22 protein-coding genes are annotated in these 26,574 nt (G+C 71.9%); 5 read left to right on the plus strand and 17 right to left on the minus strand.

The window, feature by feature from the left end; translation table 11 throughout:
* Positions 1-471 precede the first annotated feature (471 nt).
* From ACFVFS_RS28955 to ACFVFS_RS28995, 9 genes are all read right to left on the minus strand, one after another.
* Complete coding sequence (locus ACFVFS_RS28955; RefSeq protein WP_380627664.1) at positions 472-1,995, minus strand: CoA-acylating methylmalonate-semialdehyde dehydrogenase; 1,524 nt, start codon at positions 1,993-1,995, stop codon at positions 472-474.
* A gap of 171 nt (positions 1,996-2,166) precedes the next feature.
* Positions 2,167-2,943, minus strand: coding sequence for a hypothetical protein (locus ACFVFS_RS28960; protein WP_380627665.1), 777 nt, complete (start codon positions 2,941-2,943; stop codon positions 2,167-2,169).
* Between the two features lie 88 nt (positions 2,944-3,031).
* A complete protein-coding gene (locus ACFVFS_RS28965; RefSeq protein ID WP_380627666.1) occupies positions 3,032-3,463 on the minus strand; it encodes a hypothetical protein in 432 nt (143 codons plus the stop codon).
* A gap of 137 nt (positions 3,464-3,600) precedes the next feature.
* Entirely contained in the window at positions 3,601-4,995 is a 1,395-nt protein-coding gene (locus ACFVFS_RS28970) for an NAD(P)/FAD-dependent oxidoreductase (RefSeq protein ID WP_380627668.1), read from the minus strand.
* An 80-nt stretch (positions 4,996-5,075) separates the two neighbouring features.
* Positions 5,076-5,879 (minus strand): ABC transporter permease, encoded by an 804-nt coding sequence (locus ACFVFS_RS28975; RefSeq protein WP_380627669.1) that lies wholly within the window; start codon positions 5,877-5,879, stop codon positions 5,076-5,078.
* Positions 5,879-6,808: an ABC transporter permease gene (locus tag ACFVFS_RS28980; protein ID WP_380627671.1), complete on the minus strand. Its 930-nt coding sequence runs from the start codon at positions 6,806-6,808 to the stop codon at positions 5,879-5,881. The genes ACFVFS_RS28975 and ACFVFS_RS28980 overlap by 1 nt, the downstream gene beginning before the upstream one ends.
* Positions 6,805-7,947, minus strand: a complete 1,143-nt coding sequence (locus tag ACFVFS_RS28985; protein WP_380627673.1) for an ABC transporter ATP-binding protein — start codon at positions 7,945-7,947, stop codon at positions 6,805-6,807. The genes ACFVFS_RS28980 and ACFVFS_RS28985 overlap by 4 nt, the downstream gene beginning before the upstream one ends.
* Positions 7,948-7,986: 39 nt before the next feature.
* Positions 7,987-9,243: a PotD/PotF family extracellular solute-binding protein gene (locus tag ACFVFS_RS28990; protein ID WP_380627675.1), complete on the minus strand. Its 1,257-nt coding sequence runs from the start codon at positions 9,241-9,243 to the stop codon at positions 7,987-7,989.
* 51 nt (positions 9,244-9,294) lie between these two features.
* Positions 9,295-10,806, minus strand: a complete 1,512-nt coding sequence (locus ACFVFS_RS28995) for a gamma-aminobutyraldehyde dehydrogenase (protein ID WP_380627677.1) — start codon at positions 10,804-10,806, stop codon at positions 9,295-9,297.
* A 352-nt stretch (positions 10,807-11,158) separates the two neighbouring features.
* Between ACFVFS_RS28995 and ACFVFS_RS29000 the strand changes: the two genes are divergently transcribed.
* Positions 11,159-12,808 (plus strand): PucR family transcriptional regulator, encoded by a 1,650-nt coding sequence (locus tag ACFVFS_RS29000; protein ID WP_380627678.1) that lies wholly within the window; start codon positions 11,159-11,161, stop codon positions 12,806-12,808.
* Positions 12,809-12,839: 31 nt separating this feature from the next.
* On the opposite strand, the gene ACFVFS_RS29005 is transcribed toward ACFVFS_RS29000, so the two are convergent.
* The 3 genes from ACFVFS_RS29005 to ACFVFS_RS29015 form a co-directional block, all read right to left on the minus strand.
* A complete protein-coding gene (locus ACFVFS_RS29005; protein ID WP_380627680.1) occupies positions 12,840-14,042 on the minus strand; it encodes a spermidine/putrescine ABC transporter substrate-binding protein in 1,203 nt (400 codons plus the stop codon).
* Between the two features lie 71 nt (positions 14,043-14,113).
* Positions 14,114-15,472 (minus strand): aspartate aminotransferase family protein, encoded by a 1,359-nt coding sequence (locus ACFVFS_RS29010; protein ID WP_380627682.1) that lies wholly within the window; start codon positions 15,470-15,472, stop codon positions 14,114-14,116.
* 208 nt (positions 15,473-15,680) lie between these two features.
* Complete coding sequence (locus tag ACFVFS_RS29015) at positions 15,681-17,174, minus strand: gamma-aminobutyraldehyde dehydrogenase (RefSeq protein WP_380627684.1); 1,494 nt, start codon at positions 17,172-17,174, stop codon at positions 15,681-15,683.
* Between the two features lie 253 nt (positions 17,175-17,427).
* Here ACFVFS_RS29015 and ACFVFS_RS29020 point away from each other — a divergent pair, with 253 nt between their 5' ends.
* From ACFVFS_RS29020 to ACFVFS_RS29035, 4 genes are all read left to right on the plus strand, one after another.
* Positions 17,428-17,901 carry an Lrp/AsnC family transcriptional regulator gene (locus ACFVFS_RS29020; RefSeq protein ID WP_030243538.1) on the plus strand — a complete coding sequence of 158 codons (474 nt, stop codon included), beginning with the start codon at positions 17,428-17,430 and terminating at the stop codon, positions 17,899-17,901.
* The gene (locus ACFVFS_RS29025) at positions 17,898-19,292 is read left to right on the plus strand and encodes an aspartate aminotransferase family protein (RefSeq protein WP_380627685.1); all 1,395 of its coding nucleotides are present in this window, start codon (positions 17,898-17,900) and stop codon (positions 19,290-19,292) included. Before ACFVFS_RS29020 ends, ACFVFS_RS29025 begins: the two co-directional genes overlap by 4 nt.
* Before the next feature lie 211 nt (positions 19,293-19,503).
* A complete protein-coding gene (locus tag ACFVFS_RS29030; protein WP_380627687.1) occupies positions 19,504-20,259 on the plus strand; it encodes an ABC transporter ATP-binding protein in 756 nt (251 codons plus the stop codon).
* An 11-nt stretch (positions 20,260-20,270) separates the two neighbouring features.
* Positions 20,271-21,422: a hypothetical protein gene (locus tag ACFVFS_RS29035; protein WP_380627689.1), complete on the plus strand. Its 1,152-nt coding sequence runs from the start codon at positions 20,271-20,273 to the stop codon at positions 21,420-21,422.
* Between the two features lie 9 nt (positions 21,423-21,431).
* Here the strand turns inward: ACFVFS_RS29035 and rlmN are convergent, their stop codons facing one another.
* The 5 genes from rlmN to tsf all read right to left on the minus strand — a co-directional run bounded on the left by rlmN (position 21,432) and on the right by tsf (position 26,534).
* The gene (gene rlmN / locus ACFVFS_RS29040; protein WP_380627691.1) at positions 21,432-22,532 is read right to left on the minus strand and encodes a 23S rRNA (adenine(2503)-C(2))-methyltransferase RlmN; all 1,101 of its coding nucleotides are present in this window, start codon (positions 22,530-22,532) and stop codon (positions 21,432-21,434) included.
* A 76-nt stretch (positions 22,533-22,608) separates the two neighbouring features.
* Complete coding sequence (locus ACFVFS_RS29045) at positions 22,609-24,015, minus strand: phosphatidate cytidylyltransferase (RefSeq protein ID WP_380627692.1); 1,407 nt, start codon at positions 24,013-24,015, stop codon at positions 22,609-22,611.
* Entirely contained in the window at positions 24,015-24,572 is a 558-nt protein-coding gene (gene frr / locus ACFVFS_RS29050; RefSeq protein WP_350568693.1) for a ribosome recycling factor, read from the minus strand. The genes ACFVFS_RS29045 and frr overlap by 1 nt, the downstream gene beginning before the upstream one ends.
* Positions 24,573-24,668: 96 nt before the next feature.
* The gene (gene pyrH, locus ACFVFS_RS29055; protein ID WP_380627694.1) at positions 24,669-25,433 is read right to left on the minus strand and encodes a UMP kinase; all 765 of its coding nucleotides are present in this window, start codon (positions 25,431-25,433) and stop codon (positions 24,669-24,671) included.
* A gap of 261 nt (positions 25,434-25,694) precedes the next feature.
* The gene (gene tsf / locus ACFVFS_RS29060; RefSeq protein WP_380627696.1) at positions 25,695-26,534 is read right to left on the minus strand and encodes a translation elongation factor Ts; all 840 of its coding nucleotides are present in this window, start codon (positions 26,532-26,534) and stop codon (positions 25,695-25,697) included.
* Between the last annotated feature and the right edge of the window lie 40 nt (positions 26,535-26,574).

Genomic DNA, 26,574 nt, shown 5'->3' on the forward strand with positions numbered 1-26,574 from the left:
AACATATCTGGCGTTGACTTTTGGCACGCTGTTGAGTTCTCAAGGAACGGACGCTTCCATCAGGCGGCTTTCACACCGGCCCTCCGGGCGCTTCGTTCTTTCGTGTCTCCAGCTTATCAGATGTTTTCCGTGCCGTTCCCGGCACTTCCTTCATCCAACTCGCTGGTGTCTTCTGCGGCTTAACGCCCCGTCCGACGTTTCAAACTCTAGCCGATCCCCGCTCCGAAAAGCGAATCCGGCCGCAATCCCCAAAAATGCACACGCCAAATAAACCCCATGCGGGAAGCGTTGGTATTTCCAGAGGATTGGCCGCCCCGGGACCGTCCGCGCCGATGCGTGTCCGGTGCTCCCTGTCGAGCGACTAGAGAACAGTACGCCGGTTCCCGGCCGAAGGCAAACGGCGGGCAAACACCCGGACACGCCGTAGGCCGGCCCGCAGGTGAGCGGGCCGGCCTACGGCGGTGGTGCGTGTCAGCTGTTGGTCGGGAAGCCGAGGTTGATGCCGCCGTGCGACGGGTCCAGCCAGCGCTGGGTGACGGCCTTGCCGCGGGTGAAGAACTGCACGCCGTCCTGGCCGTACGCGTGGGCGTCGCCGAACAGCGAGGCCTTCCAGCCGCCGAAGGAGTAGTAGGCGACCGGAACCGGGATCGGCACGTTGATGCCGACCATGCCGACCTCGACCTCGTACTGGAAGCGCCGGGCCGCGCCGCCGTCGTTGGTGAAGATGGCGGTGCCGTTGCCGTACGGGTTGGCGTTGATGAGGGCGAGGCCCTCCTCGTAGGAGGCGACCCGCACCACGGAGAGGACCGGGCCGAAGATCTCGTCGGTGTAGACGGACATGCCGGGCTTCACGTGGTCGAACAGCGTGGGGCCGAGCCAGAAGCCGTCCGCGGTCGGGGTGCCGTTGCGGTCCTCGGCGGTGACCGGGTGCTTGCGGCCGTCGACGGCCAGCTCGGCGCCGTCGGCGAGGCCGGACTCCACGTAGGAGGCGACCTTGTCCCGGTGCTGGCCGGTGACCAGCGGGCCCATCTCCGACTCGCCGTTGCAGCCGGGGCCGACGGTGAGGGTGGCCATCCGCTGCTTGATCTTCTCGACCAGCTCGTCGCCGATCGGGTCGACGGCGACCAGGACGGAGACGGCCATGCAGCGCTCGCCGGCCGCGCCGAAGCCGGCGTTGACGGCGGCGTCCGCGCTCAGGTCGAGGTCGGCGTCGGGCAGGACCAGCATGTGGTTCTTGGCGCCGCCGAGAGCCTGGACGCGCTTGCCGTAGCGGGTACCGGTCTCGTAGACGTAGCGGGCGATCGGGGTGGAGCCGACGAAACTGACCGACTTGATGTCGGGGTGCTCCAGCAGGCGGTCCACCGCGACCTTGTCGCCGTGCACGACGTTGAAGACGCCGTCGGGCAGACCGGCCTCCTTCCACAGCTCGGCGAGGAAGTTGGCGGCGGACGGGTCCTTCTCGGACGGCTTGACGACCACGGTGTTGCCGGCCGCGATGGCGATCGGGAAGAACCACATCGGCACCATGGCCGGGAAGTTGAACGGCGAGATGATCGCGACCGGGCCGAGCGGCTGGCGGATCGAGTAGACGTCGATGCCGGTCGAGGCCTGCTCGGTGAAGCCGCCCTTGAGCAGCTGCGGGATGCCGCAGGCGTACTCGACGACCTCGAGGCCGCGGGCGATCTCGCCGAGCGCGTCCGAGTGCACCTTGCCGTGCTCGGCGACGATGATCGACGCCAGCTCGTCCTTGCGCGCGTTGAGCAGCTCGCGGAAGGAGAAGAGCACGGTGGCGCGCTTGGCGACCGAGGCGGTGCGCCACTCGGCGAAGGCGGAAGCGGCGGCGGCGACCGCCTGGTCGACCTCCACGACCTCCGCGAAGTCGACCTGGCCCGTGACCTGGCCGGTGGCCGGGTCGAAGATGTCACCGCGGCGGGGCGCGGTACCGGCGGTGGCGACCGGCCGTCCGCCGATCCAGTGGGTGATGTGCTTGCTCAAGGTCCGTCTGCCTCCGAAGTCGGGGCGGCCTGACGCCACCGCGCTCACGGTCCAGTCTGCTGTCCGGTCCGGGCGGTCTCAACGAACAGGCTGACGGGGATCGGGGATTCAGCCTTACAGGTCGTCGGCGGGTGGGCCCGGCCGGGTGAACCCGGCGGGAAGGGCGACGGCTCAGGCGTCGTCCTGGTCCTCCGGCCGGTCCTCCAGATAGGGGTCGTGCAGACCGTCCGCCGCCTCCTGGGTCTCCAGCAGGTCCAGCCGCAGGTCCTGGGCCCAGGCCAGTGCCCACCGCTTGAGCTCGTCGACGTCCCCGGCGGGCAGGCCGCGGGCCCGGAACCGGCCGTCGGCGGCCTCGGCCAGCGTCTCCAGCCGCTCGGCGAGCGCGGTGGGCTGGAAGTCCGCGTCCAGCCCGGTGGCCAGCGCGAGAAGTTCGCCCTCTCGGTAGCAGGCGGTGAGCGCGTGCACGTCGATGAGGTCGCGGGGCAGCGCGCGGTCGACGAGCAACGCGGTGGTGAGGGCGGCGGCGTCCTCCAGGGCCACGGCGGTCACCGCCGACGGGGTGCCGTCCGGCCCGCCGAGGCCGATCCGGACCGGGCGGTGGCCCAGCGGCTCCTTGCGCAGCTCGACGGTGTGCGTCCGTCCACCCAGGACGAGCCGGACGGAGAGCTGCTCCAGCCGGGGCGTACCGGGGCGCTCCGCGGCCTCGCCGCCCGCCGCCCGGTAGGCGGCGGCCAGGTCGGCCGCGGCCTGCGGCAGGTCGGTGGCGCCCTCGGCGACCAGGGTGAGCCCGTCCTGCTCGCAGGCCGGGAGGCCGTGGGCACGCAGCGCGTGCCCGCCGGCGAGGGCGAGACCGTGCCGGTCGCACACGGGCCGGGCCAGTTCGACGAGGCGCAGCTGGGCCCGGTCCGGGTGGAGGGACGGGCCGACGGCGTCCGGGGCGGTGGTCACCCCTCCAGTCTGGCGCGCCGTGGGCGGCGGCGCGCCCGGCGGACCGGCGCGGGACGGGTGGCAGGGGTGGCAGGGTCCAGCGGGGTGCTCACCAGTCGCCGAGTGCGGCGGCCGCCTCGTGCAGGGCGAGCTCCAGCCTGACCGGGTCGTTGAGCCGTCCGGTGCCGTCGGGCGGGACGAGCCAGCGCACCCCCCGGCCGCGGCGGTCGGGATGGGGGACGACGATCCAGGTGCCCTCGCCCGTGCAGCGCACGCCGGTGCCGATCCAGCGGGCGGCGGTGCCGACGGGCACCAGGAAGCCGACGTGCTCGTCGCCGAAGTCGGCGAGGACCGGTCCGCAGGCGCCGGCGCCGAAGAGGTCGACGGCCGGGCGGCCGAGCCGGCCGGGGACGGAGAGGACGTCCCAGCGCCGCCCGGCCGGGAGCAGCACCAGGCCGAGGCCGCTGCGTTCCCACTGCTCCCGGAAGGCCGCCGGGTCGGGTGCGGCCTGGGCCAGCCAGTCCAGTCCGGTGATCTCCATGTGCTGTCCCCGCTCTGCGCGTCGGTGCGTTCGGTGGCGGCGGGACACGCTGAGACCCGCCGTCACCAACGAGAGGCGGACGGCGGGTCTCTCTTACACGGTTCGACCGATCGCCACCCTCGTGGCGCCGGCGGGGGTCAGCTGTCGAAGCCGAGCCCCATCCGGTCGAGGGTGCGCAGCCAGAGGTTGCGCCGCCCGCCGGTGCGGTCGGCGTGCTCCAGCGAGCGGGTGGTGATCCCGATGCCGGCCCAGCGGACCGGCTCGGGCGGGAACGGCAGCGGCTTGCGGCGGACCATCTCCAGTTCGGTGCGCTCGGTGCGCTCCCCCGCGAGCAGGTCGAGCATGACCTCGGCGCCGAACCGGGTGGCGCCGACGCCGAGGCCGGTGTAGCCGACGGCGTAGGCGACCCGGCCCTGGTGGGCGGTGTCGAAGAACGCGGAGAACCTGCTGCAGGTGTCGATCGCGCCGCCCCAGGCGTTGGTGAAGCGGACGCCCTCCAGTTGGGGGAAGCACTGGAAGAAGTTCCGCGCCAGGGTGCGGAAGGTCTCCGGCCGCTGGTCGTACTCGTGCCGGACGTGTCCGCCGAAGCGGTAGACGGCGTCGTAGCCGCCCCAGAGGATCCGGTTGTCCGCGGAGAGCCGGAAGTAGTGGAACTTGTTGGCGCTGTCGCTGAGTCCCTGACGGCCCCGCCAGCCGATGGCCGCGAGCTGCTCGGCGGTGAGCGGCTCGGTCATCAGCGCGTAGTCGTACACCGGGACGACGTAGGGACGGACCCGCTTGAGCAGGGAGGGGAAGGCGTTGGTGCCGAGCGCGACCTTGCGGGCGAGGACCCGTCCGTAGGGGGTGCGCACGGTCATGCCGCCGCCGTGCTCGCTCAGGCTGCTCGCCGGGGTGTGCTCGTAGATCCGCACGCCCTGGCCCAGGCAGGCCTCCTTGAGGCCCCAGGCCAGCTTGGCGGGGTGGAGCATGGCCACGCCGTCCTTGTCCCAGATCCCGCCGAGGAAGGTCGGCGAGTCGACCTGGGCGCGCAGTTCGTCGCGGTCGAGCACGGTGACGTCGAGGCCGTACCGGGCGACGGCGTCGGCGACCTCCTGGAGTTCGTCGACCTGGTGCGGCTGGGTGGCGATGTCGATCTCGCCGGTGCGCTCCCACTCGGCGTCGATGCCGTAGCGCTCCAGGGTGGCCTCGATGCCGTCCAGGTTGGCGGCACCGAGGCGCTCCAGCTGTCCGAGTTCGGCGGGCCAGCGCTGCAGGCCGTTGCCGAAGCCGTGGGTCAGGCTGGCCGCGCAGAATCCGCCGTTGCGCCCCGACGCGGCCCACCCCGCCTCCTTGCCCTCGACCAGGACGACGTCCAGTGAGGGGTCGCGCTCCTTGGCGACGAGGGCGGTCCAGAGGCCGGAGTAGCCGCCGCCGACGACCAGCAGGTCGCAGGTGGTGTCGCCGACCAGGGCGGGCAGTGCCGCCGGCCGGCCCGGGTCCTCCAGCCAGAAGGGGGTGGGCCTGGCGTCACTGAGTGCGCGGGCGGAATCCATGCATTATCAGCCACTTTCTACACATTGGCGGTGGTGGTCGGCCCCCTCCCGACGGTACGACGGGAGGGCGGCCGGGTCGGTCAGGCGGTGGCCTTGCGGCGGTTCCCCAGCCACTGGCCGGCGACGGTGAGCACGACGGCGGCGATGAACATCGCGGTGCCGATGACGTTCACCTGGACCGGGATGCCGCGCTGCGAGGCGCCCCAGACGAACATCGGGAAGGTGACCGTGGTCGGGCCCGAGTTGAACTGGGTGATGATGAAGTCGTCGAAGGAGAGCGCGAAGCTGAGCAGCGCGCCGGCCGCGATGCCGGGGGCGGCGAGCGGCAGGGTGACCCGCAGGAAGGTCTGGGCGGGGGTCGCGTAGAGGTCCTGGGCGGCCTGTTCGAGCCTCGGGTCCATGCTCATCACGCGGGCCTTGACCGCCGTCACCACGAAGCTGAGGCAGAACATGATGTGCGCGATGAGGATGGTGGTGAAGCCGAACGGGATGCGCATGTTGAGGAAGAGGGTGCCCAGCGAGGCGGCCATCACGACCTCGGGCATCGCCATCGGCAGGAAGATCATCGCACTCGTGGCGGCCTTGCCGCGGAAGCGGTAGCGGGCCAGGGCGAAGGCGACCATGGTGCCGAGGACGGTGGCGCCGACGGTGGCGGCGACCGCGATCTGCAGGCTGAGCGAGAGCGACCGGCACATGTCGGCCACGCCGCAGGGGTCGGTCCAGGCGTCGGTGGAGAACTCGTTCCACTCGTAGTTGAACTTGCCGACCGGCTTGTTGAACGAGAAGGCGAGCACGACGAGGTTGGGGAGCACCAGGTAGGCGAGGGCCAGCAGGCCGGCCAGCACCACCAGGTTGCGGCGCACCCAGGCGATCACTCGGGACATCAGACCAGTTCCTCCGTCCCGGCCTTGCGCATGTAGACCGTCACGATGCCCAGGATCAGGGCCATCAGGATGAAGCTCAGCGCGGCCGCGGTGGGGTAGTCGAGCACGTTCAGGAACTGCTTCTGGATGCCGTTGCCGACCATCTGCTCGCTCGGCGAGCCCAGCAGCTGGGCGTTGATGTAGTCGCCGGAGGCGGGGATGAAGGTGAGCAGGGTGCCGGCGACCACGCCGGGCAGCGAGATCGGGAAGGTCACCTTGCGGAAGGTGGTGAACGGGCGGGCGTAGAGGTCGCCGGCGGCCTCGTGCAGGCGCGGGTCGATCCGTTCCAGCGAGGTGTACAGCGGCAGGATCATGAACGGCAGGAAGTTGTAGGTGAGGCCGCAGACCACGGCGAGCGGGGTGGCGAGCACCCGGTCCCCCTCGGTGAGGCCGAGGGCGGCCGTGACGTCCAGGACGTGCAGGGCGTCGAGCGCGCCGACCACCGGGCCGCCGTCCGCGAGGATGGTCTTCCAGGCGAGGGTGCGGATCAGGAAGCTGGTGAAGAACGGCGCGATGACCAGGATCAGCATGACGTTGCGCCAGCGCCGGTTCACCTTGAAGGCGATGGTGTAGGCGAGCGGGTAGCCGATGGCGAGGCAGAGCACGGTCGCGGTGGCGGCGTAGCCGAACGAGCGGACGAAGTGCCACTTGTACTCGACCAGGGCGTCCCAGTAGGTGGCGAGGTGCCAGGTGACGCGGAAGCCGTCCTCCAGCGAGCCGGTCTGCAGCGAGGTGGAGGCCTGGTAGACCATCGGCACCGCGAAGAAGACGACCAGCCAGGCGATGCCGGGCAGCAGCAGCCAGTACGGGGTGAGCCGGCGACGGGGCCCGGGGGCGGCCGCGGGCAGGGGGACGACCTGCGGCGGCGAGGCCGGGGTGGTGGTGGTCATGCCGCGTCCTCCCCGGTGCCCGCGTCGATCGCCTGGGCGGCGTCCAGGGCGAAGGAGTGGGCCGGGTTCCAGTGCAGGACGACCGGGGCGCCGGGGACGATCCGGGCGTCGCGCTCCATGTTCTGCTCGAAGACGGTGACCTCCTGGCCGCCGTCCGTGCGGACCAGGTACTGGGTGGAGACGCCGATGAAGCTGGAGTCGACGACGGTGCCGGCGAGCCGGTTGCGGCCGTCGGCGACCTCGGCGGAGCCGTGCTCGATGGTGATCTTCTCCGGCCGCACGCCGAGGTGGACCCGGGTGGCGCCGGTGGCGCAGCGGGCCCTGGGGACGGTGAGCCGGGTGCCGGCGGCGGTGAGCAGCAGGTCCTCGCCGGCGCCGCCGGTGACCTCGGCGGCGAGCAGGTTGGACTGGCCGAGGAAGTTGGCCACGAAGGTGGTGGCGGGGTTCTCGTAGAGCTCCGCGGGGGCACCGAGCTGTTCGACCCGGCCGCCGTTCATCACCGCGATGGTGTCGGCCATGGTCATGGCCTCCTCCTGGTCGTGGGTGACGTGCACGAAGGTGATGCCGACCTCGGTCTGGATCCGCTTGAGCTCCAGCTGCATCTGGCGGCGGAGTTTGAGGTCGAGGGCGCCGAGCGGCTCGTCGAGGAGCAGCACCTGGGGGTGGTTGATGAGCGCGCGGGCGACGGCGACGCGCTGCTGCTGGCCGCCGGAGAGCTGGTGCGGCTTGCGCCGGGCGTACTGGCCGAGCTCGACCAGGTCGAGCATCTCGTCGACCTGCTTCCTGACGTCCTTCCTGCCGCGGCGGCGCAGGCCGAAGGCGACGTTCTCGAAGATGTCGAGGTGCGGGAAGAGCGCGTAGCTCTGGAAGACGGTGTTGACGGGCCGCTTGTACGGGGGGAGCCGGGTGACGTCCTGGCCGCCGATCAGGACGGTGCCGGCGGTGGGTTCCTCCAGGCCGGCGATCATCCGCAGGGTGGTGGTCTTGCCGCAGCCGGAGGCGCCGAGCAGGGCGAAGAAGGAGCCCTGGGGGACGGTCAGGTCCAGCGGATGGACGGCGGTGAAGGAGCCGTAGGTCTTGCCGATGCCGGTGAGGCGGACGTCGCCGCCGGCGGCCGCGGAGCTCTGCTGCTCTGTCATGGGTGGTGTCTCTCTGGTTTTCTCTGCCGTCGGTGGGGGTCAGGCGCCGATGAGCTTGGAGAACTTCTCCTCGAAGTCGCTCTCCTCGGTCTCGGTGAGGGTCCGGAAGACGTGCGCCTTGGCCGCCATCTCGGGGGTGGGGACGACCAGCGGATTGGCCGCGCTGTCCGGGGCGATGGCGGCCAGTTCCTCCTTCACGCCGGTGACGGCGGAGACGAAGCCGATGCCTGCGGTCAGCTGCGCCGCGATCTTCGGCTGATAGTAGAAGTCGATCAGCTTCTCGGCGTTCGTCTTGTGCTGGGCCTTGGCCGGGACCAGCAGGTTGTCGGTGCTGCTCACGAAGCCCTTCTCGGGTATCGCGAACTCGATGTCAGGGTTGTCGGCGCGTAGCTGGATCAGGTCGCCGCCCCAGGCGACGCAGGCGGCGATGTCCCCGGAGGAGAGCTCCTGGCCGTAGTCGTTGCCGGTGAAGCGCCGGATCTGCTTGTTGTCGACGGCCTTCTGCAGCCGGGCGACGGCCGCCGCGTAGTCGTCGGCGGTGAACTTCGCCGGGTCCTTGCCCATGTCCAGCAGGGTGATGCCGACGCTGTCGCGCATCTCGGAGAGGAAGGTCACCCGGCCCTTGAGGTCGGGGTCCTCCAGCAGCTGGGCGACGCTGGTGACCTCCTTCCCCCTGGTGGCCTTCCGGTTGTAGGCGACGACCACCTGGATGCCGGCCCACGGGTAGCTGTAGAGCCGCCCCGGGTCCCAGTCCGGGGCGCGGAAGCGGGACTCGACGGTGGTGATCGCGGTGGTGACGTTGGCCGGGTTGAGCTTCTGCGCCCAGCCGAGGCGGATCATCCGGGCGGCCATCCAGTCGGTCAGCACCATCAGGTCGCGGCCGGTGTCCTGGCCGGCCGCGAGCTGGGGCTTGACCTTGCCGAAGAACTCGACGTTGTCGTTGACGTCCTCGGTGTACCTGACCTTGATCCCGGTGGCGGCGGTGAAGGCCTCCAGGGTGCCGTGCTTCTCCTTGTCGTTCTCGTCGGTGTCGACGTAGAGCGGCCAGTTGGAGAAGTTCACCTCCCGCTCGCGGTCCGAGAGGTCCTCGGCGGCGTTCGCGGCAGAGTCGCCGGTCCCGTTGGCGGTCCTGGCCGGCGGGATGCCGCAGGCGGCCAGCGAGCCCGCGCCGGCGGTGAGGGCGGCGGCGCGCAGCACGGTGCGCCGGCTGAGGGCGGCCCGGCCACTGGTCAGACTGCGTTCCCAGGCCTTGCGGACCGGTTCCGACAGTCCGTCGGTGAGCTCGTTGAACGCCATGGGACGGGCCTCCTGGGGGGCGAGGGGGGTGTGGGGGACCACCCGGTCCGGTTATCTGTCTCCGAAGACGGTGCGGTGCCAGTCCTTGCGGGCGACCGCGGTGGTGTCGAACATGACGTGCTTGACCTGGGTGTACTCGTCCAGCGAGTACTGCGACATGTCCTTGCCGTAGCCGGAGGACTTGTAGCCGCCGTGCGGCATCTCGCTGATGATCGGGATGTGGTCGTTGACCCAGACGCAGCCCGCCGCGATCTCGCGGGTGGCGCGCAGCGCGCGGTGCACGTTGCCGGTCCAGGCCGAGGCGGCCAGTCCGTAGGGGGTGTCGTTGGCCAGCCGCAGGCCCTCGTCGTCGCCGTCGAAGGGCAGCACGGCCAGGACGGGGCCGAAGATCTCGCCCTGGACGACCTCGCTGTCCTGGGCGGCGCCGGTGATCAGGGTGGGGCGGTAGTAGGCGCCGCGGCCCAGGTCGGTGCCGTCGTGGCCCTTCCCGGGGGCGGCACCGCCGGTGACCACGGTCGCGTAGCCGCGGGCGCGATCGACGAAGCCGGCCACCCGGTCGCGGTGGGTGAAGGAGACCAGCGGGCCGAGGTCGGTCCGCGGGTCGAGCGGGTCGCCCAGCCGGATCGCGCCGTACAGCTCGGCCACGCCGGCCACGAAGGCGTCGTAGAGCGGCCGCTGGACGTAGGCGCGGGTGGCGGCGGTGCAGTCCTGGCCGCCGTTGATCAGCGAGGCGGCCACCGCGCCGTGCACGGCGGCGTCCAGGTCGGCGTCGTCGAAGACCACGAACGGGGCCTTGCCGCCGAGCTCCAGGTGGGTGCGCTTGACGGTCGCGGTGGCGAGTTCCGCGACCCGCCGGCCGACCGCGGTGGAGCCGGTGAAGGAGACCATCGCGACGTCCGGGTGCGCGACCAGGTGCTCCCCGGCGTCCCGTCCCGCTCCGGTGACGACGTTGACCACGCCGTCCGGGATGCCGGCCAGGGTGCAGGCCCGGGCGAACATCAGCGAGGTCAGCGGGGTCAGCTCGGCCGGCTTGAGGACGATGGTGTTGCCCGCCGCGATCGCCGGCAGGATCTTCCAGGCGGCCATCTGCAGCGGGTAGTTCCACGGCGAGATCGAGCCGACCACGCCGATCGCCTCGCGCCGCACGTACGAGGTGTGGTCGCCGGAGTACTCGCCCGCCGCCTTGCCCTCCAGGTTGCGGGCGGCCCCGGCGAAGAAGGCGGTGTTGTCGACGGTGCCGGGGACGTCGAACTCGGTGGAGAGCCTGATCGGCTTGCCGGTCTGCGCGGTCTCGACCCGGGCGAGGTCGGCGGCCGCGTCGTCGAGGACGGCGGCCAGCCGGGTCAGGGCCTCGGAGCGGGCACCGGGGGTGGCGCCGGCCCACTCGGGCAGGGCGGCCCGGGCGGCGGCCACCGCCTCGTCGACCTGCCCGGTGGAGGCCAGGGCGACCTCCTCGACGACGCTGCCGTCCGCCGGGTTGACGACCTGGAAGGGCGCACCGCTCCCCCGGCTCCACCGGCCCGCGATGTACTGCGCGCCGGCTCCGAAGTCGGTCAGGTCCATTGCTTCCTCCAAGTCCCGGTGGTTCAGGTGCCGCACGGACGGCCGTGCCGGCCCCGCCGTGCCGCACGCGTCGGCGGGCCGGGGCCGCACCGGCGCCGTCCGACCGATCGGGTCGTGCGCGGGGGCGCGGGGTGCGGGGTCCGGTGCGGGGCATCCAACGGCTGATCACCGGTGATGTCCAGGTCTCGCCAGTGCCGACCCGCTGACCATGCCCGCTGCCGCCGGGGCGTGACAAGGGCCACTGCGGCAACCTCGGCGCGAACCGCCTTACAGGGTGGAAGGCTTCGGAGAGGGCAACAGGTCGTCGCCGCGATGGATGATTTGCCTGACACTCTGAACCCTGGAGGCCGCGATGCTCCCCACCGTCGCCCATGTGCTCGACCTGGAGGTGATGCGCCGCGGCCTGCCCCAGGTGGTGGCCGGCGCCGACCACCTGGAACGCCCGGTCCGCTGGGTGCACGTCAGCGAGCTGCCCGACGTCGCGGGCATGCTGCGGGGCGGCGAGCTGGTGCTGAGCACCGGCATCGCCCTGCCCGAGGACCGCGAGGGCCTGGCCCGCTACGTGCGCGAGCTCGCCGACATCGGCGTGGCCGGGCTGGTCATCGAGTACGGCCGGCGCTACTTCGACACCCTGCCGCGCGCCCTGGTGCACGCCGCCGAGCAGCGCGGCCTGCCGCTGATCGCGCTCCGCCGTGAGCTGCGCTTCGTCGCCGTCACCGAGGCGGTGCACGCCCTGGTGGTCAACGCCCAGCTGGAGCAGCTGCGCACCTCCGAGGCGATCCACCAGGTCTTCAACGAGCTGGTCGTGGAGGGCGCCGAGCCGGCCGAGGTGGTCCGCCAGGTGGCCCGGATCGCGGGCGCCCCGGTCGTCCTGGAGAACCTCGCCCACCAGGTGCTGACGCACGACCCCGCCGGGCGGCCCGAGACCGAGCTGCTGGAGGACTGGGAGCGCCGCTCGCGCGGGGTCCGCCCGCCCGGGCGCACCGGGCACGACCCGCGCAGCGGCTGGCTGGTCACCACGGTCGGCGCCCGCGGCCAGGACTGGGGGCGGCTGGTGCTGGTGCAGGAGCCGGGAGCGCTGCCGGAGAGCGGCCCGCACCCGTTCACCATGCTGCTGGAGCGTGGCGCCTCCGCGCTGGCGCTCAACCGGCTGGTGGTCCGCGACCGGGAGAGCCTGGAGCGGCAGACCCACCGCACCCTGCTCTCCGGCATCCTCACCCACGCGCTGACCGTCTCCGAGGTCGCGCTGCGCGCCCAGGCGCTCGGCGTCCCGCTGGAGGGACGGCGGCTGGTCGGCGCGGTGCTGCGCCAGCGGCGCGGCCCGATCCCCGCCGCGCTGGAGGCGCAGGCCCGGCTGCGCGACTTCACCGAACTGGCGGCGAGCGCCGTCCGCGCCTGCCGGCTCTCCGCACTGGTCGGCGCGCTGGACGACGAGGGCGTCGGCGTGCTGATCGCGCTCGGCCCCCAGCAGGACGAGCACGCCGCGCTGGACGCCTTCGCGGCGGCGCTGCGCCGGCTGGCCGCCGAGGCGGCCCGGGACCCCGCCGCGCCGGCGCCGGTGGTCGCGGCCGGCTCCTCGGTCGGCTCGGTCCGCGACGCGCGGCGCACCCTGCTGGAGGCCACCCAGGTCGCCGACGCCGCGCTGCACGACGGACCCGGCGGCCGGACGGCGTCCTACTACCGCCTCCCCGACGTGCGCCTGCGCGGCCTGCTGCACCTGCTGCGCGACGACGCCCGGCTGCAGACCTACGTGGAACGCGAGCTGGGCCCGCTGCTCGCCTTCGACGCCGAGCACAACAGCCAGCTGGTGCAGATGCTGCGGATCTACCTGGAGCAGGGCCGGAACAAGTCCGCGGCCGCGGACGCCGCGCACCTGTCCCGGCCGTCCTTCTACGACCGGCTGCACAAGGTCGAGCGGATCCTCGGGGTCGACCTCGACCAGGTGGAGTCCTGCCTCTCCCTGCACGTCGCCCTGCTCGCGCTGGACGCGGTGCGCCGGTAGCCCGCGGCCCGGCGGAGCGCGCCGCCGCCGGCTACACGCCGGTGATCCGGGTCCAGACCTTGTGCAGGGCGGGCCGCTCGGCGGAGGTGACGTCGCGCATGGTGTGCAGCCGGGCGCGCATCTCCTCGGTCGGGAAGACCAGCGGATGCTCCGCCAGCTCGGCCCGCTCCCGGTCGCCGCCGGCCGCCAGCACCTCGCGGGCGGCCGGCACCGGGCAGATGTACTGCACGGCGGCGGCCAGCTCGGCGGCCACCTCGGGCTGGTAGTAGTGGTCGATCAGCAGCTCGGCGTTGCGCTTGTGCACGGCCCGGTTGGGGATCAGCAGGCTCTCGGCCCAGAGCTCGCCGCCCTCCTCGGGCACCACGAAGGCGATGTCCGGGTTCTCGGCCGTGAGCTGGACGGCGTCGCCGGAGTACGCCTGGCAGGCCAGCGCGGCACCGGAGGCCAGGTCGCCGGTGTAGTCGTTGCCGGTGAACCGGCGCACGTGCCGGCTGTCGACCATCCGCTGCACCAGGTCCATCGCCCGGTTCGCGTCGTCCTCGGTGAAGGCCGTGATGTCGGCGCCGTGCGCGAGCATCAGCAGGCCGAGCGCCTCGTCCAGGCCGGCGAACAGGGTGACCCGGCCCTTCAGGTCGGGCGCCCACAGGTCGGAGACGGACCTCAGCTCGCGGCCGAGCTCCTTGCGGTTGTAGGCGATGCCGGTGATCCCGGACTGCCAGGGCACGCTGTGCCGGCGTCCGGGGTCGACCGCCGGGTCGGCCAGCTGCGGGTCCAGCTGCGCCGTGACGTTGGGCAGGTTGGCCCGGTCCATCGCCTGCACCCAGCCGAGCCCGATGTAGCGGCCGACCATCCAGTCGCTGACCACCATCAGGTCGCGCCCCGGGTCGGTGCCCTGGGTGAGCACCGGCCCCATCTTGCCGAAGAACTCGTCGTTGTCGTTGATGTCCTCGGTGTAGGTGACCTTGATCCCGGTCCGCTCGGTGAAGCCGTCCAGGGTCGGGCGTCCGCCGTCGTCGTCGACGTCGATGTACTGGGTCCAGTTGGAGAAGCCCAGCCGCTTCTCGTCCTCCGAGCGGTCGGGGGCGGAGCGGCGGTCCTCGTCCACGTAGGCGGACGGGATGCCGCAGCCGGTCAGGGCGGCGGTCCCGAGCAGTCCGGCGGTGGCGCCGAGCACCCGGCGGCGGGTCGGGCGGCGGAGCCCGTTCGGACGGCGGGTCGGGGTGGTGCTGGGCATGGTGGGGCCTCCGGGGCGTGGAACGGCCCCGGACGCACGGGGGAAGCGCCCGGGGCCGTCCTGTCGGTGTGTCAGACGGTGTGCGCGTCGGTCAGCGACAGCACCTCGTCGAGGACGGCGAGGCCGGTCTTCGCCTCCTCCTCGGTGACGGTGCACGGCGGGACGACGTGGAAGCGGTTCATGTTGACGAACGGCCACAGCCCGCGCTGCTTGCAGGCGGCGGCCAGTTCGGCCATCGGCGCGTTGGCGGCGCCGGCCGCGTTGTACGGCACCAGCGGCTCGCGGGTGGCGCGGTCGCGGACCAGGTCGAGCGCCCAGAAGACGCCGAGCCCGCGCACCTCGCCGACGGACGGGTGGCGCTCGGCCAGCTCGCGCAGGCCGGGGCCGAGCACGGTCTCGCCGATGTGCCTGGCGTTCTCGACGATGCCCTCCTCCGCCATCGTGTTGATGGTCGCCACCGCGGAGGCGCAGGCCAGCGGGTGTCCCGAGTAGGTGAGGCCGCCGGGGAACGCCCGCTCGGCGAAGGTAGCCGCGATCTCGGCGCTGATCGCCACGCCGCCGAGCGGGACGTAGCCCGAGTTGACGCCCTTGGCGAAGGTGAGCAGGTCGGGGGTGACGCCCCAGTGGTCGGCCGCGAACCACTCGCCGGTGCGGCCGAAGCCGGCCATCACCTCGTCGAGGATGAACACGATGCCGTAGCGGTCGCAGATCTCCCGGACGCCGGCCAGGTAGCCGGGCGGCGGGACGAGGATGCCCGCGGTGCCGACGACGGTCTCCAGGATGACCGCCGCGACGGTGCCGGGGCCCTCGAAGGCGATGACCTGCTCCAGGTGGGCGAGCGCGCGCTCGCACTCCTGGGCCTCGTTCTCGGCGTGGAAGTTGGAGCGGTAGGCGTACGGGCCCCAGAAGTGCACGATGCCGGAGACGCCGGCCTCGTTGGCCCAGCGGCGCGGGTCGCCGGTCAGGGCGATCGCGTTGGCGGTGGCGCCGTGGTACGAGCGGTAGGTGGAGAGCACCTTCTGCCGGCCGGTGTGCAGCCGGGCGAGCCGGATGGCGTTCTCGTTGGCCTCGGCGCCGCCGTTGGTGAAGAAGATCTTGTCGAGGTCGCCCGGGGTGCGCTCGGCGATCAGCCGGGCGGCCTCGCTGCGCGACTCCACCGCGAAGCCGGGGGCGATGGTGCAGAGCTTCGCCGCCTGTTCCTGGATCGCCGCGACCACCTTCGGGTGCTGGTGCCCGATGTTGGTGTTGACGAGCTGGGACGAGAAGTCGAGGTAGCGGTTGCCGTCGTAGTCCCAGAAGTACGAGCCCTCGGCGCCGGCCACCGCGAGGGGGTCGATCAGCGCCTGGGCGGACCACGAGTGGAAGACGTGCGCGCGGTCGGCGGCCTTGACGGCCTGGCCGGCGGCTGAGTCGGCGGTGGGGATGCTCATGCGGAAAGGCTAGGGACTTCGCGGCCCGAAATGCAGGTCCATCCTGTCAGCCGGTCGCACCGACCGCCGACAGGGTGCAAAGACGCAGGGCCCGGGTCGCGAGGACCCGGGCCCATGATCCGATCAGATCAGACCGCCGTCATACACCACCTGATGGCCATGACCCGCTCAGATCGCGGTCATACACCACCTCATGGCCATGACCCGCTCAGATCGCGGTCATGACGTGCTTCACCCGGGTGTAGTCCTCGAAGCCGTACGACGAGAGGTCCTTGCCGTAGCCCGACTTCTTGAAGCCACCGTGCGGCATCTCGGCGACCAGCGGGATGTGGGTGTTGATCCAGACGCAGCCGAAGTCCAGGCGGCGCGACATCCGCATGGCGCGGGCGTGGTCCTTGGTCCACACCGAGGAGGCCAGCGCGAACTCCACACCGTTGGCGTAGCCGACGGCCTGCTCCTCGTCGGAGAACTTCTGCACGGTGATGACCGGGCCGAAGACCTCGTTCTGGATGATCTCGTCGTCCTGCTGCAGACCGGAGACGACGGTCGGGGCGTAGAAGAAGCCCTTGTCGCCGACCCGGTGGCCGCCGGCCTCGACCTTGGCGTGCTCCGGCAGGCGCTCGATGAAGCCGGAGACCTGCTTCAGCTGGTTGACGTTGTTCAGCGGGCCGTACAGCACGTCCTCGTCGTCCACGCCGCCGGTCTTGGTCTCGGCGGCGGCCTTGGCCAGCGCCTCGACGAAGGCGTCGTGGATCGACTCGTGCACCAGCACGCGGGTGGCGGCGGTGCAGTCCTGGCCGGCGTTGAAGAAGCCCGCCACCGAGATGCCCTCGACGGCCTCGGCGATGTCGGCGTCCTCGAAGACGACGACCGGGGCCTTGCCGCCCAGCTCCAGGTGGACGCGCTTGACGTCCTTGGAGGCGGACTCGGCGACCTGGATGCCGGCGCGCACCGAGCCGGTGATGGAGGCCATCGCCGGGGTCTTGTGCTCGACCATCAGGCGGCCGGTCTCGCGGTCGCCGCAGATCACGTTGAAGACGCCGGCCGGCAGCTCCAGCTCGGCCAGCACGCCGCCGATGATCTCGGCCAGCAGCACGGTGGAGGCCGGGGTGGTGTCCGAGGGCTTCAGCACCACGGTGTTGCCGGCGGCGATGGCCGGGGCGAACTTCCAGACCGCCATCATCATCGGGTAGTTCCACGGCGCGACCTGGGCGCAGACCCCGACCGGCTCGCGGCGGACGATCGAGGTCATGCCGTCCATGTACTCACCGGCGGCCTTGCCCTCCAGCAGGCGGGCGGCACCGGCGAAGAACCGGATCTGGTCGACCATCGGGCCGATCTCCTCGGAGAGGGTCAGCGCCCGCGGCTTGCCGGTGTTGCGACACTCGGCGTCCACCAGCTCGTCGGCGCGGGTCTCGACCGCGTCGGCGACCTTGAGCAGCACCTTCTGCCGGGTGCTCGGGGTGGTGTCCCGCCAGATCGGGAACGCGGCCGCGGCGGCGGCCATGGCGGCGTCGACGTCGGAGGCGCCGGACAGCGGGGACGTCGCGTAGACCTCGCCGGTGGTGGGGTCGACGATGTCGAGCGTGCGGCCGTCGGCCGCATCGACGAACTCACCGTTGATGTAGTTGCGCAGCGTGCGAAGGTCGCTCACGGGTCTCTCCTCGGTCTCGGCCTGCGGCGTTGCAGATTCCGGCGCCATGGTACGTCGGCCGGTACGGCCGACGAAGGGCGCCGAGTGGCCGCGCCGCAAGCGCCGCGGTCCACTGGATTGGCGGAATGCACGCAGCGCTGCGGGGCCGCGCGCGTACCGCAGCCAGGGTAGCCCGACGACTGCCGGTATCGACAGGCCGACGGCTCACAGGCGATGAAATCCGCACCCGTTTTTCAAGATCGCGACGAAATCAGCAGCTCCCGCGCTTGCGAACACCGGATCGATCGGGCACAGTGGCGGCGTGGCCAACCGCGACCGGAACGCCAGCGTTCCCCTCGACGCCGCCTCCAAGGCGATCATCGAGCAGCTCCAGGAGGACGGGCGCCGCCCGTACGCCGCCATCGGCAAGGCCGTCGGCCTGTCCGAGGCCGCCGTACGGCAGCGCGTCCAGAAGCTGCTCGACCAGGGCGTGATGCAGATCGTCGCCGTCACGGACCCGCTCACCGTCGGCTTCACCCGCCAGGCGATGGTCGGAATCCGGGTCGAGGGCGACATCGAACCCGTCGCCGACGCGCTGGCCGCCCTCGACGAGGTCGACTACGTCGTCTGCACCGCGGGCTCGTTCGACCTCCTGGCCGAACTGGTCTGCGAGGACGACGAGCACCTGCTCGAACTGATCAACAAGCGCATCCGCGCGCTTCCCGGCGTGCGGAGCACCGAGAGCTTCGTTTACCTGAAGCTCCGGAAACAGACCTACACCTGGGGCACCCGATGACAGCCGACCCGGCGCAGAAGGACCTTTCCAAGACCGCCTACGACCACCTGTGGATGCACTTCACCCGCATGTCGTCGTACGAGAACTCTCCCGTGCCGACGATCGTCAGGGGCGAGGGCACCTACGTCTGGGACGACAAGGGCCGCAAGTACCTCGACGGCCTCGCCGGCCTGTTCGTCGTCCAGGCCGGCCACGGCCGCGAGGAGCTCGCCGAGGCCGCCGCCAAGCAGGCCAAGGAGCTCGCCTTCTTCCCGGTGTGGAGCTACGCCCACCCGAAGGCCGTCGAGCTGGCCGAGCGCCTGGCCAACTACGCCCCGGGCGACCTGAACAAGGTCTTCTTCTCCACCGGTGGCGGCGAGGCCGTCGAGACCGCCTGGAAGCTCGCCAAGCAGTACTTCAAGCTGACCGGCAAGCCGACCAAGTACAAGGTCATCTCGCGCGCCGTCGCCTACCACGGCACCCCGCAGGGCGCCCTGTCCATCACCGGCCTGCCGGGCCTGAAGGCCCCGTTCGAGCCGCTGGTGCCGGGCACCCACAAGGCGCCGAACACCAACATCTACCGCGCCCCGGCCTTCCTCGCCGGCCCCGACGGCACCGTCGACCCCGAGGCCTACGGCCGCTGGTGCGCCGACGAGATCGAGGTGGCCATCCTCAACGAGGGCGCCGAGACCGTCGCCGCCGTCTTCGTCGAGCCGGTCCAGAACGCCGGTGGCTGCTTCCCGCCGCCGCCCGGGTACTTCCAGCGCCTGCGCGAGATCTGCGACCGCCACGACGTGCTGCTGGTCTCGGACGAGGTCATCTGCGCCTTCGGCCGCCTGGGCACCATGTTCGGCGCCGACAAGTTCGGCTACCAGCCCGACATGATCACCTGCGCCAAGGGCATGACCTCGGGTTACTCCCCGATCGGCGCCACGATCATCTCGGACCGCATCGCGGAGCCGTTCTACAAGGGCGACAACACCTTCCTGCACGGCTACACCTTCGGCGGCCACCCGGTCTCCTCCGCGGTGGCGCTGGCCAACCTCGACATCTTCGAGCGCGAGGGCCTGAACCAGCACGTGCTCGACAACGAGTCCGCGTTCCTGGGCACCCTGAGCAAGCTGCGCGACCTGCCGATCGTCGGCGACGTCCGCGGCAACGGGTACTTCTACGGCATCGAGCTCGTGAAGGACAAGGTCACCAAGGAGTCGTTCAACGACGACGAGGTCGAGCGCGTCCTCTACGGCTTCCTGTCGAAGGCCCTCTTCGACAACGGCCTGTACTGCCGCGCCGACGACCGTGGCGACCCGGTGGTCCAGCTGGCCCCGCCGCTGATCTCCGACCAGTCGACCTTCGACGAGATCGAGCAGATCCTGCGGACCAGCCTCACCGACGCGTGGGCGAAGCTCTGATTCCCGGACTTTCCTCCCCACCCTCCGCCGCAGGGCGGTCCCGCTTCGGCGGGGCCGCCCTGCGGCGTTCCTCCGGACCGCTCTTCGGATCAAACACGCCTGATTACGGGCGATTTGCCCCGGATGGCGCAGTGTGCCGCGCCCGCGCCCAGGCCCGATCGTTCTAATCTGACGACTGTCATATCCCTGCGGCCCCCCAGGACGGAACCTCATGGCAGCGGCCCCTCCTGACAATGACGTGCTGTGGGCCCGGGGGATCGTCAAGTCCCATCACGGCACCCCCGCCCTGCGCGGCGTCTCGCTCGGGGTCCGGGAGGGCGAGGTCCTCGCCGTCACCGGCCCGCGCGGCTCCGGAAAGAGCACCCTGCTCGGCTGCCTCTCCGCCCTGCTCCCCGTCGACGAGGGCGAGGTCTGGTTCAACAGCTCCCCCGTGCACACCCTCGGCCGGGCCGGCCGGGAACGGCTGCGCCGCGACCGCTTCGGCTTCGTCGGCTCCGAGCCGCACCTGGTGCCCGAACTGACCGCCCGGGAGAACGTCGCCCTGCCGCTGCTGCTGGCCGGCGCCGGCGGCAAGGCCGCCCACACCGCCGCCGACGAGTGGCTGGAGCGCCTGGACATCGGCGAGATCGCCAAGCTCCGGCCGGACCGGCTGGTGCAGAGCCAGCGCCAGCGGATCGCCGTCGCCCGGGCCCTCGCCCCGCTCCCCCCGGTCGTCTTCGCCGACGACCCCACCGCGCCGCTGCACCGCGAGACCGCCGAACAGGTCCTGCGGATACTGACCAGCGCGGCCCGCTCCCACCAGCTCACCCTCGTGCTGGCCACCCACGACCCCGAGCTCGTCCGGTACGCGGACCGCGCCGTCTCCCTCGTCGACGGACGCCTCACCGGCCCCGTGACGCCCGTGCCGCGCGGCACCACCACCCCCGGCACCGCCGGGGCCGCCGCCGTCCCGGCCGCCGGCCGCTGAGGGGGTCCGACGTGTTCTACCTCCGTCTGGCCCGCGGCTACCGGGCCCTCGACCTCGGCCGCTGGCTGCTGACCGCCCTGGCCGGCGCCGTCGTCGCCGCCTTCCTGCTGCGCGCCCTCGGCCGGGCGATGAGCGATCCGGCGGCCGACTCCGACACGCTCGCCCGACTCCTCTGGTGCCTGCCGCCGCTCGCCGCGGTCGCCTGGTTCGCGGCCGTCGCCGCCCGCGCCCTGCCCGCCCGGCGGGCCGAGCGGATCACCGGCCTCACCACCGCCGGAGCCGGGGCCGGCCGGATCCGCGCCCTGATCGCCGGCGAGGTCGCGCTCGCCTGCGGCACAGGCGCCGGCCTCACCCTGCTGCTCTTCCTGGTCCTGCGCAACGACATCGCCGGGCCCGCGCTCGCCGACGAACTCGGCATGGGCGTGGCCCTCCCGGCCGCCGCCCCGGTCGCCCTGCTCGCGCTCGTCCCGCTCACCGCCGGCCTCGCCGCGGCCGGTGCCGTCCCGCACGCCGAGACGCTGCCCGGCCGCCCCCGGCCCGAGCCCACCGGCTTCGGCCCGTGGCGGCTGGCCCTGCCGATCGGCCTCGCCGTCATCGGCCTCGCCCTGGAGCTCATCGCGCTGCGACCGGGCGCCGCGGTCGACGGGCGCCCGATCCACCTGCCGGCCGGACTCGGCACCACCAGCACCGCCGCACTCGGCGGCTGGGCCGCCTCCGCACTCGGCCTCGCCCTGCTCACCGGCCCGCTGCTCGGCGCGGCCGGCCGACTGCTGGCGGTCGGCCGGCCCACCCCGCTGCGGCTGCTCGCCGGGCGCGGCCTCACCGCGCAGGCCCGCCGGCTCGGGGCACCGCTGGCCGTGCTCGCCCTGGCCGTCGCGGTGGTGCTCACCACCATCCGCTACTGGCTCGGCGAGCCCGGCAGCGCCGATGTGCTGCCCGCGATCGAGGCCGCCCTGATCCTGGGCTGCGCGGCGGGTGCGGTGGCCGTCCGGCTCGCCGAGCTGCGCACCGCCCGCCGGGGCGTCGCCGAGGCGCTGCTGCGCCTCGGCGCGGCGCCCCGGCTGCTGTTCGGCGCCGTCGTGCTGCGGACCCTGATGGCCGGCACCGTCCTGCTGGTCACCGGCGGGGCGACCGCGGCCCTGGCCGCAGCCGGCCTGCGCTGACCCGTCCGGTCAGCCGGCCGCCGCGAGCTGGCCGCAGGCGCCGTCGATCTCCTGGCCGCGGGTGTCGCGGACCGTGGTCGGCACCCCGTGCGACTGGAGCCGCCGGACGAACTCGCGCTCGTCCTCGGGCCGGGAGGCCGTCCACTTGGAGCCCGGGGTGGGGTTCAGCGGGATCAGGTTGACGTGCACCCGGTGGTTCTTGATCAGCCGGCCGAGCAGGTCGGCCCGCCACGCCTGGTCGTTGATGTCCTTGATCAGCGCGTACTCGATGGAGATCCGGCGGCCGGACTTCTCGGCGTAGTTCCACGCCGCGTCCAGCACCTCGGCGACCTTCCAGCGGGTGTTGACCGGCACCAGCTCGTCGCGCAGCTCGTCGTCCGGCGCGTGCAGCGACAGGGCCAGTCGGCAGCTGAGCCCCTCCTCCGCGAACCGGTTCATCGCCGGTACCAGGCCGACGGTGGAGACGGTGATGCCGCGCTGGGAGAGGCCGAAGCCGTCCGGCGCCGGGTCGGTCAGCCGGCGGATCGCGGCCAGCACCCGGTTGTAGTTGGCCAGCGGCTCGCCCATGCCCATGAAGACCACGTTGGAGAGCCTGGCCTCGCCGCCCGGGATCTCGCCGGCCTTCAGCGAGCGCATCCCGGCGGCGATCTGCTCGACGATCTCGCCGGTGGACAGGTTGCGGGTCAGCCCCGCCTGGCCGGTGGCGCAGAACGGGCAGTTCATGCCGCATCCGGCCTGCGAGCTGATGCACATGGTGACCCGGTCCGGGTAGCGCATCAGCACCGACTCAACGAGCGTGCCGTCGAACAGCTTCCAGAGCGTCTTGCGGGTGGCGTCGTCGTCGCAGGACACGTGCCGCACCACCGACATCAGCTCGGGCAGCAGGCTGCCGGTGAGCTTCTCCCGGCTGGCGGCGGGGATGTCCGTCCAGCTCGCCGGGTCGGCGGACATCCGGCCGAAGTAGTGGTTGGAGAGCTGCTTCGCGCGGAACGGCTGCTCGCCCAGCTCGGCGACGGCCTCCTTGCGCTCGGCGGGGCTCAGGTCGGCGAGGTGTCGCGGGGGCTTTGCGCCGCGCGGCGCGACAAAGGTGAGTTCTCCGGGCTTAGGCATGGTTGTTCCAGTGTCGCAGACGCACGGAGGCCCCGGACGCCGTGCGTCCGGGGCCCCTGTGCGCGAGGAGGGTGGCTCAGCTGCCGACGAAGGCCGCCAGCAGCAGCCAGACCACCGGGGCGGTCGGCAGCAGCGAGTCCAGCCGGTCCATGATGCCGCCGTGGCCGGGCAGCAGCGTGCCCATGTCCTTGATGCCCAGGTCGCGCTTGATCATCGACTCGCCCAGGTCGCCCAGGGTCGCGGTGACCGCCGCGCAGCCGCCCAGGATCAGGCCCTGCCACCAGCTGCCGCCGTCGATGATCAGCTCCATCAGCAGCGCGCCCGCCAGCATCGACAGGCCGACGCCGCCGGCCAGGCCCTCGCGGGTCTTGCCCGGGCTGATCGTCGGCGCCAGCTTGTTCCTGCCGAACTTGTAGCCCACCGCGTACGCCCCGGTGTCACTGCACACCGTGACGATGAGGAAGAGCACGATCCGCTGCGGACCGTCGTCGGCCGCCAGCATCATCGCCACGAAGGTGGCGAGGAACGGGACGTAGAAGGCGGTGAAGATGCCCGCCGTTATGTCCCGCAGGTAGTTCTCGGGGGGCTCGGCCATCCGCCAGACCATCACCGCGAGCCCGGTGAGCGCGAGCGAGGCCGCCGCCCACTGGATCCCCGACCAGTAGCCGGTGGCGACCATCGCGACGCCGCCCACGACCAGCGGGACCAGCGGCGCCTTGATCTCCTTGCGCTCGGCCAGTCGGCTGGTCAGCTCCCAGACGCCGACCGACACCGCCGCGATCACCACGACCAGGAACAGCGCCTTGACGACGAACAGCGAGGCGACGATCACCGCGCCGAGACCGACGCCCACGCCTATCGCGGCCTGGAGGTTGCGACCACCGCGCTGTTTGCGCTGCGGAGGCTGAGGCTGCGGATCGGCCTGGGCCACGGGTGTCTCCTGCCCTGGGTGGGACGACGGCACGAGGAAGGGCTGCCCCGCCGCCGGTCCACCCGGCGCGCCGGGGTACGGCCCGCCGGGGTACGGCCCGCCGGCCGGGGCGGGCGGGGCGGCGTCGGTGATCGCGCGCAGCACGACCGTCTCCGACGCGCCCGGCTCCGCCGCTCCGGGCCGCTCGTCGCGGAACAGCGGTCCGCTCAGCCGACCCGCCTCCCGGGCCGGCCCCTCGGCGGGGTCGGCGCCGGGCGGGGGCGCGGGCTGCGGGCCCGGGTCGGCCGGTACGGGAGGCATGACCTGAGTCTCCTCCGCGTCCGGGTCCCAGTACACCGGAGGCTGCTGGGAGTGACCCGTTCGGTGGCCGGGGTCGTTCGCGCCGTACGACCCGTACGGCGCGGGCCGGCCGGGCGGCTGCGCCGGGTGCCCGGGTATGCCGCCGGCCTGCGCAGGAGCGGCGGGTCCCTGCGCAGGCTGGTACGGCTGGTACGGCTGGTACTGCTGGTCGGACGGGCCCCAGTAGCCAGGGGCGTCAGGGGCGTCGTTCATCAGACCTCGAGCAGCTCGGCTTCCTTGTGCTTCAGCAGCTCGTCGACGGAGGCCACGTACTTGGCCGTGGTGTCGTCGAGCTCCTTCTCGGCGCGGCGGCCATCGTCCTCGCCGACCTCGCCGTCCTTCACCAGCTTGTCGATGGCGTCCTTGGCCTTGCGGCGCACGGCGCGGATCGAGACCTTGGCGTCCTCGCCCTTGCCGCGGGCGATCTTGATGAACTCCCGGCGGCGCTCCTCGGTGAGCTCGGGGAGCACGACCCGGATGATGGAGCCGTCGTTCGACGGGTTGACGCCCAGGTCGGAGTCGCGGATCGCCTGCTCGATGGCCTTCAGCGCGGTCTTGTCGAACGGCGAGACGACCGCCATCCGGGGCTCCGGCACGGAGAAGGAGGCCAGCTGGTTGATCGGCGTCACGGCGCCGTAGTACTCCGCGACGATCTTGGCGAACATCGCCGGGTGCGCACGGCCCGTGCGGATGGCGGCGAAGTCGTCCTTCGCGTGGGCGACGGCCTTCTCCATCTTCTCCTCGGCGTCGAGGAGGGTCTCTTCGATCACTGTGATCTCCCTGTCCGGTTCATCTGCTGTTGTCCCGACCGGTGTCGGCGCCGGGGCCTCGCGGCGACGGCGCCGTCCGGTGCGGCTGGTTGCTGCTCAGGCCCGGACAGAATCCTGGCTGATGAGTGTGCCGATCTTCTCACTCTTCACCGCCCGCGCGATATTGCCCTCCGCGAGCAGCTCGAAGACCAGCATCGGGAGGTTGTTGTCCTTGCACAGCGTGATCGCGGTGAGGTCGGCGACCTTGAGGTCGCGCGCGATGACCTCGGAGTACTCCAGCGCGTCGAACTTGACCGCGTCCGGGTTGGTCCGGGGGTCGGCGTCGTAGACGCCGTCCACGCCGTTCTTGCCCATCAGCAGGATGTCGGCGTGGATCTCCAGGGCCCGCTGCACGGCGGTGGTGTCGGTGGAGAAGTAGGGCATGCCCATACCGGCGCCGAAGATCACCACACGGCCCTTCTCCAGGTGCCGGACGGCGCGCAGCGGCAGGTACGGCTCGGCGACCTGGCCCATCGTGATGGCGGTCTGGACCCGGGTCTCGATGCCCTCCTTGACCAGGAAGTCCTGGAGCGCGAGGCAGTTCATGACCGTGCCGAGCATGCCCATGTAGTCCGAGCGGGCCCGGTCCATGCCGCGGACCTGGAGCTCGGCGCCGCGGAAGAAGTTGCCGCCGCCGATCACCACGGCGACCTCGGTGCCCGCGCGGACGACCGTGGCGATCTCGCGGGCGATCGCGTGCACGACGTCCGGATCGACGCCGAGCCCGCCGCCGCCGGCGAAGGCCTCACCGGACAGCTTCAGCAGCACCCGGCGGCGAGCGCCGTCGTGGGTGTCCTGTGCGGTCTCCTGCGTCTCCTGCATGGACTTCTCCTTCTACACCTACTGGTTCACAGGCGCGGACGTGCGGATCCCCGGCCTGCGCGTACACGAGAGGAGGCCACTGCCGCGGGAACCGGTTCGGTGTCCTGCACGGCAATGGCCTCCTCGTCGTTCATGCTGCCGACGCGGCTCGCCCATGGACGGATGGCGCTGGGTGAGCCCGTACGGCGCGTTCCCTGCCGCCCTGGTCAGCGGGCGGGGACGGTTTCCAGCCTACGGCCGGAAGCCCGGATGGAACGTGGCTCAGGCGCCGACGCGGAAACGGGCGAAGCGCTTGAGGGCGACGCCGTTCTCCTCGAGCACCTTGGCGACGGTCTTCTTGCTGTCCTTCGCGAAGGCCTGCTCCAGGACGGAGTTCTCCTTCACGAAGCCGGTGACGCGACCCTCGACGATCTTCGGCAGGGCGGCCTCCGGCTTGCCCTCCTCGCGAGCGGTGGCCTCGGCGACGCGGCGCTCGTTCTCGAGCTCCTCGGCCGGGATCTCCTCGCGGGACAGGTACTTCGGGGCGAAGGCGGCGATGTGCTGCGCGACGTCCTTGGCGACCTCGGCGTTCTCCTTGTCCAGCTCGACCAGGACGCCGACGGCCGGCGGCAGGTCGGGGCTGGTCTTGTGGAGGTAGACCGCGACGAAGCCGTCGCCGTCGAACTGCGCGAAGCGACGGAAGACGATCTTCTCGCCCAGGGTCGCGTTGGCCTCGTCGACGTACTGCTGGACGGTCTTGCCGGCCTCGATCTCGGAGGCGAGGGCGGCGTCCAGGTCGGCCGGGGCGCTCTTGGCCACGTGGGCGGCGATGGCGTCGGCGACCTTGACGAAGTTGTCACCCTTGGCGACGAAGTCGGTCTCGCAGTTCAGCTCGACCAGCACGCCGGACTTCTTGTCCTCGGCGATGAGCGCGGCGACGGCACCGTTGGAGGCGTCGCGGCCCTCGCGCTTGGCAACGCCCTTCTGGCCCTTGATGCGAAGGAGCTCGACGGCCTTCTCGACGTTGCCCTCGGCCTCGTCCAGGGCCTTCTTGCAGTCCATCATGCCGGCGCCGGTGAGCTCACGGAGCTTCTTGACGTCCGCGGCGGTGAAGTTCGCCATGGTGTGAATCTCTTCTCGCGTCTCGCGTGTCTGCGTGGGG

The sequence above is a fragment of the Kitasatospora sp. NPDC057692 genome, assembly GCF_042799475.1.
Lineage (GTDB): Bacteria > Actinomycetota > Actinomycetes > Streptomycetales > Streptomycetaceae > Kitasatospora.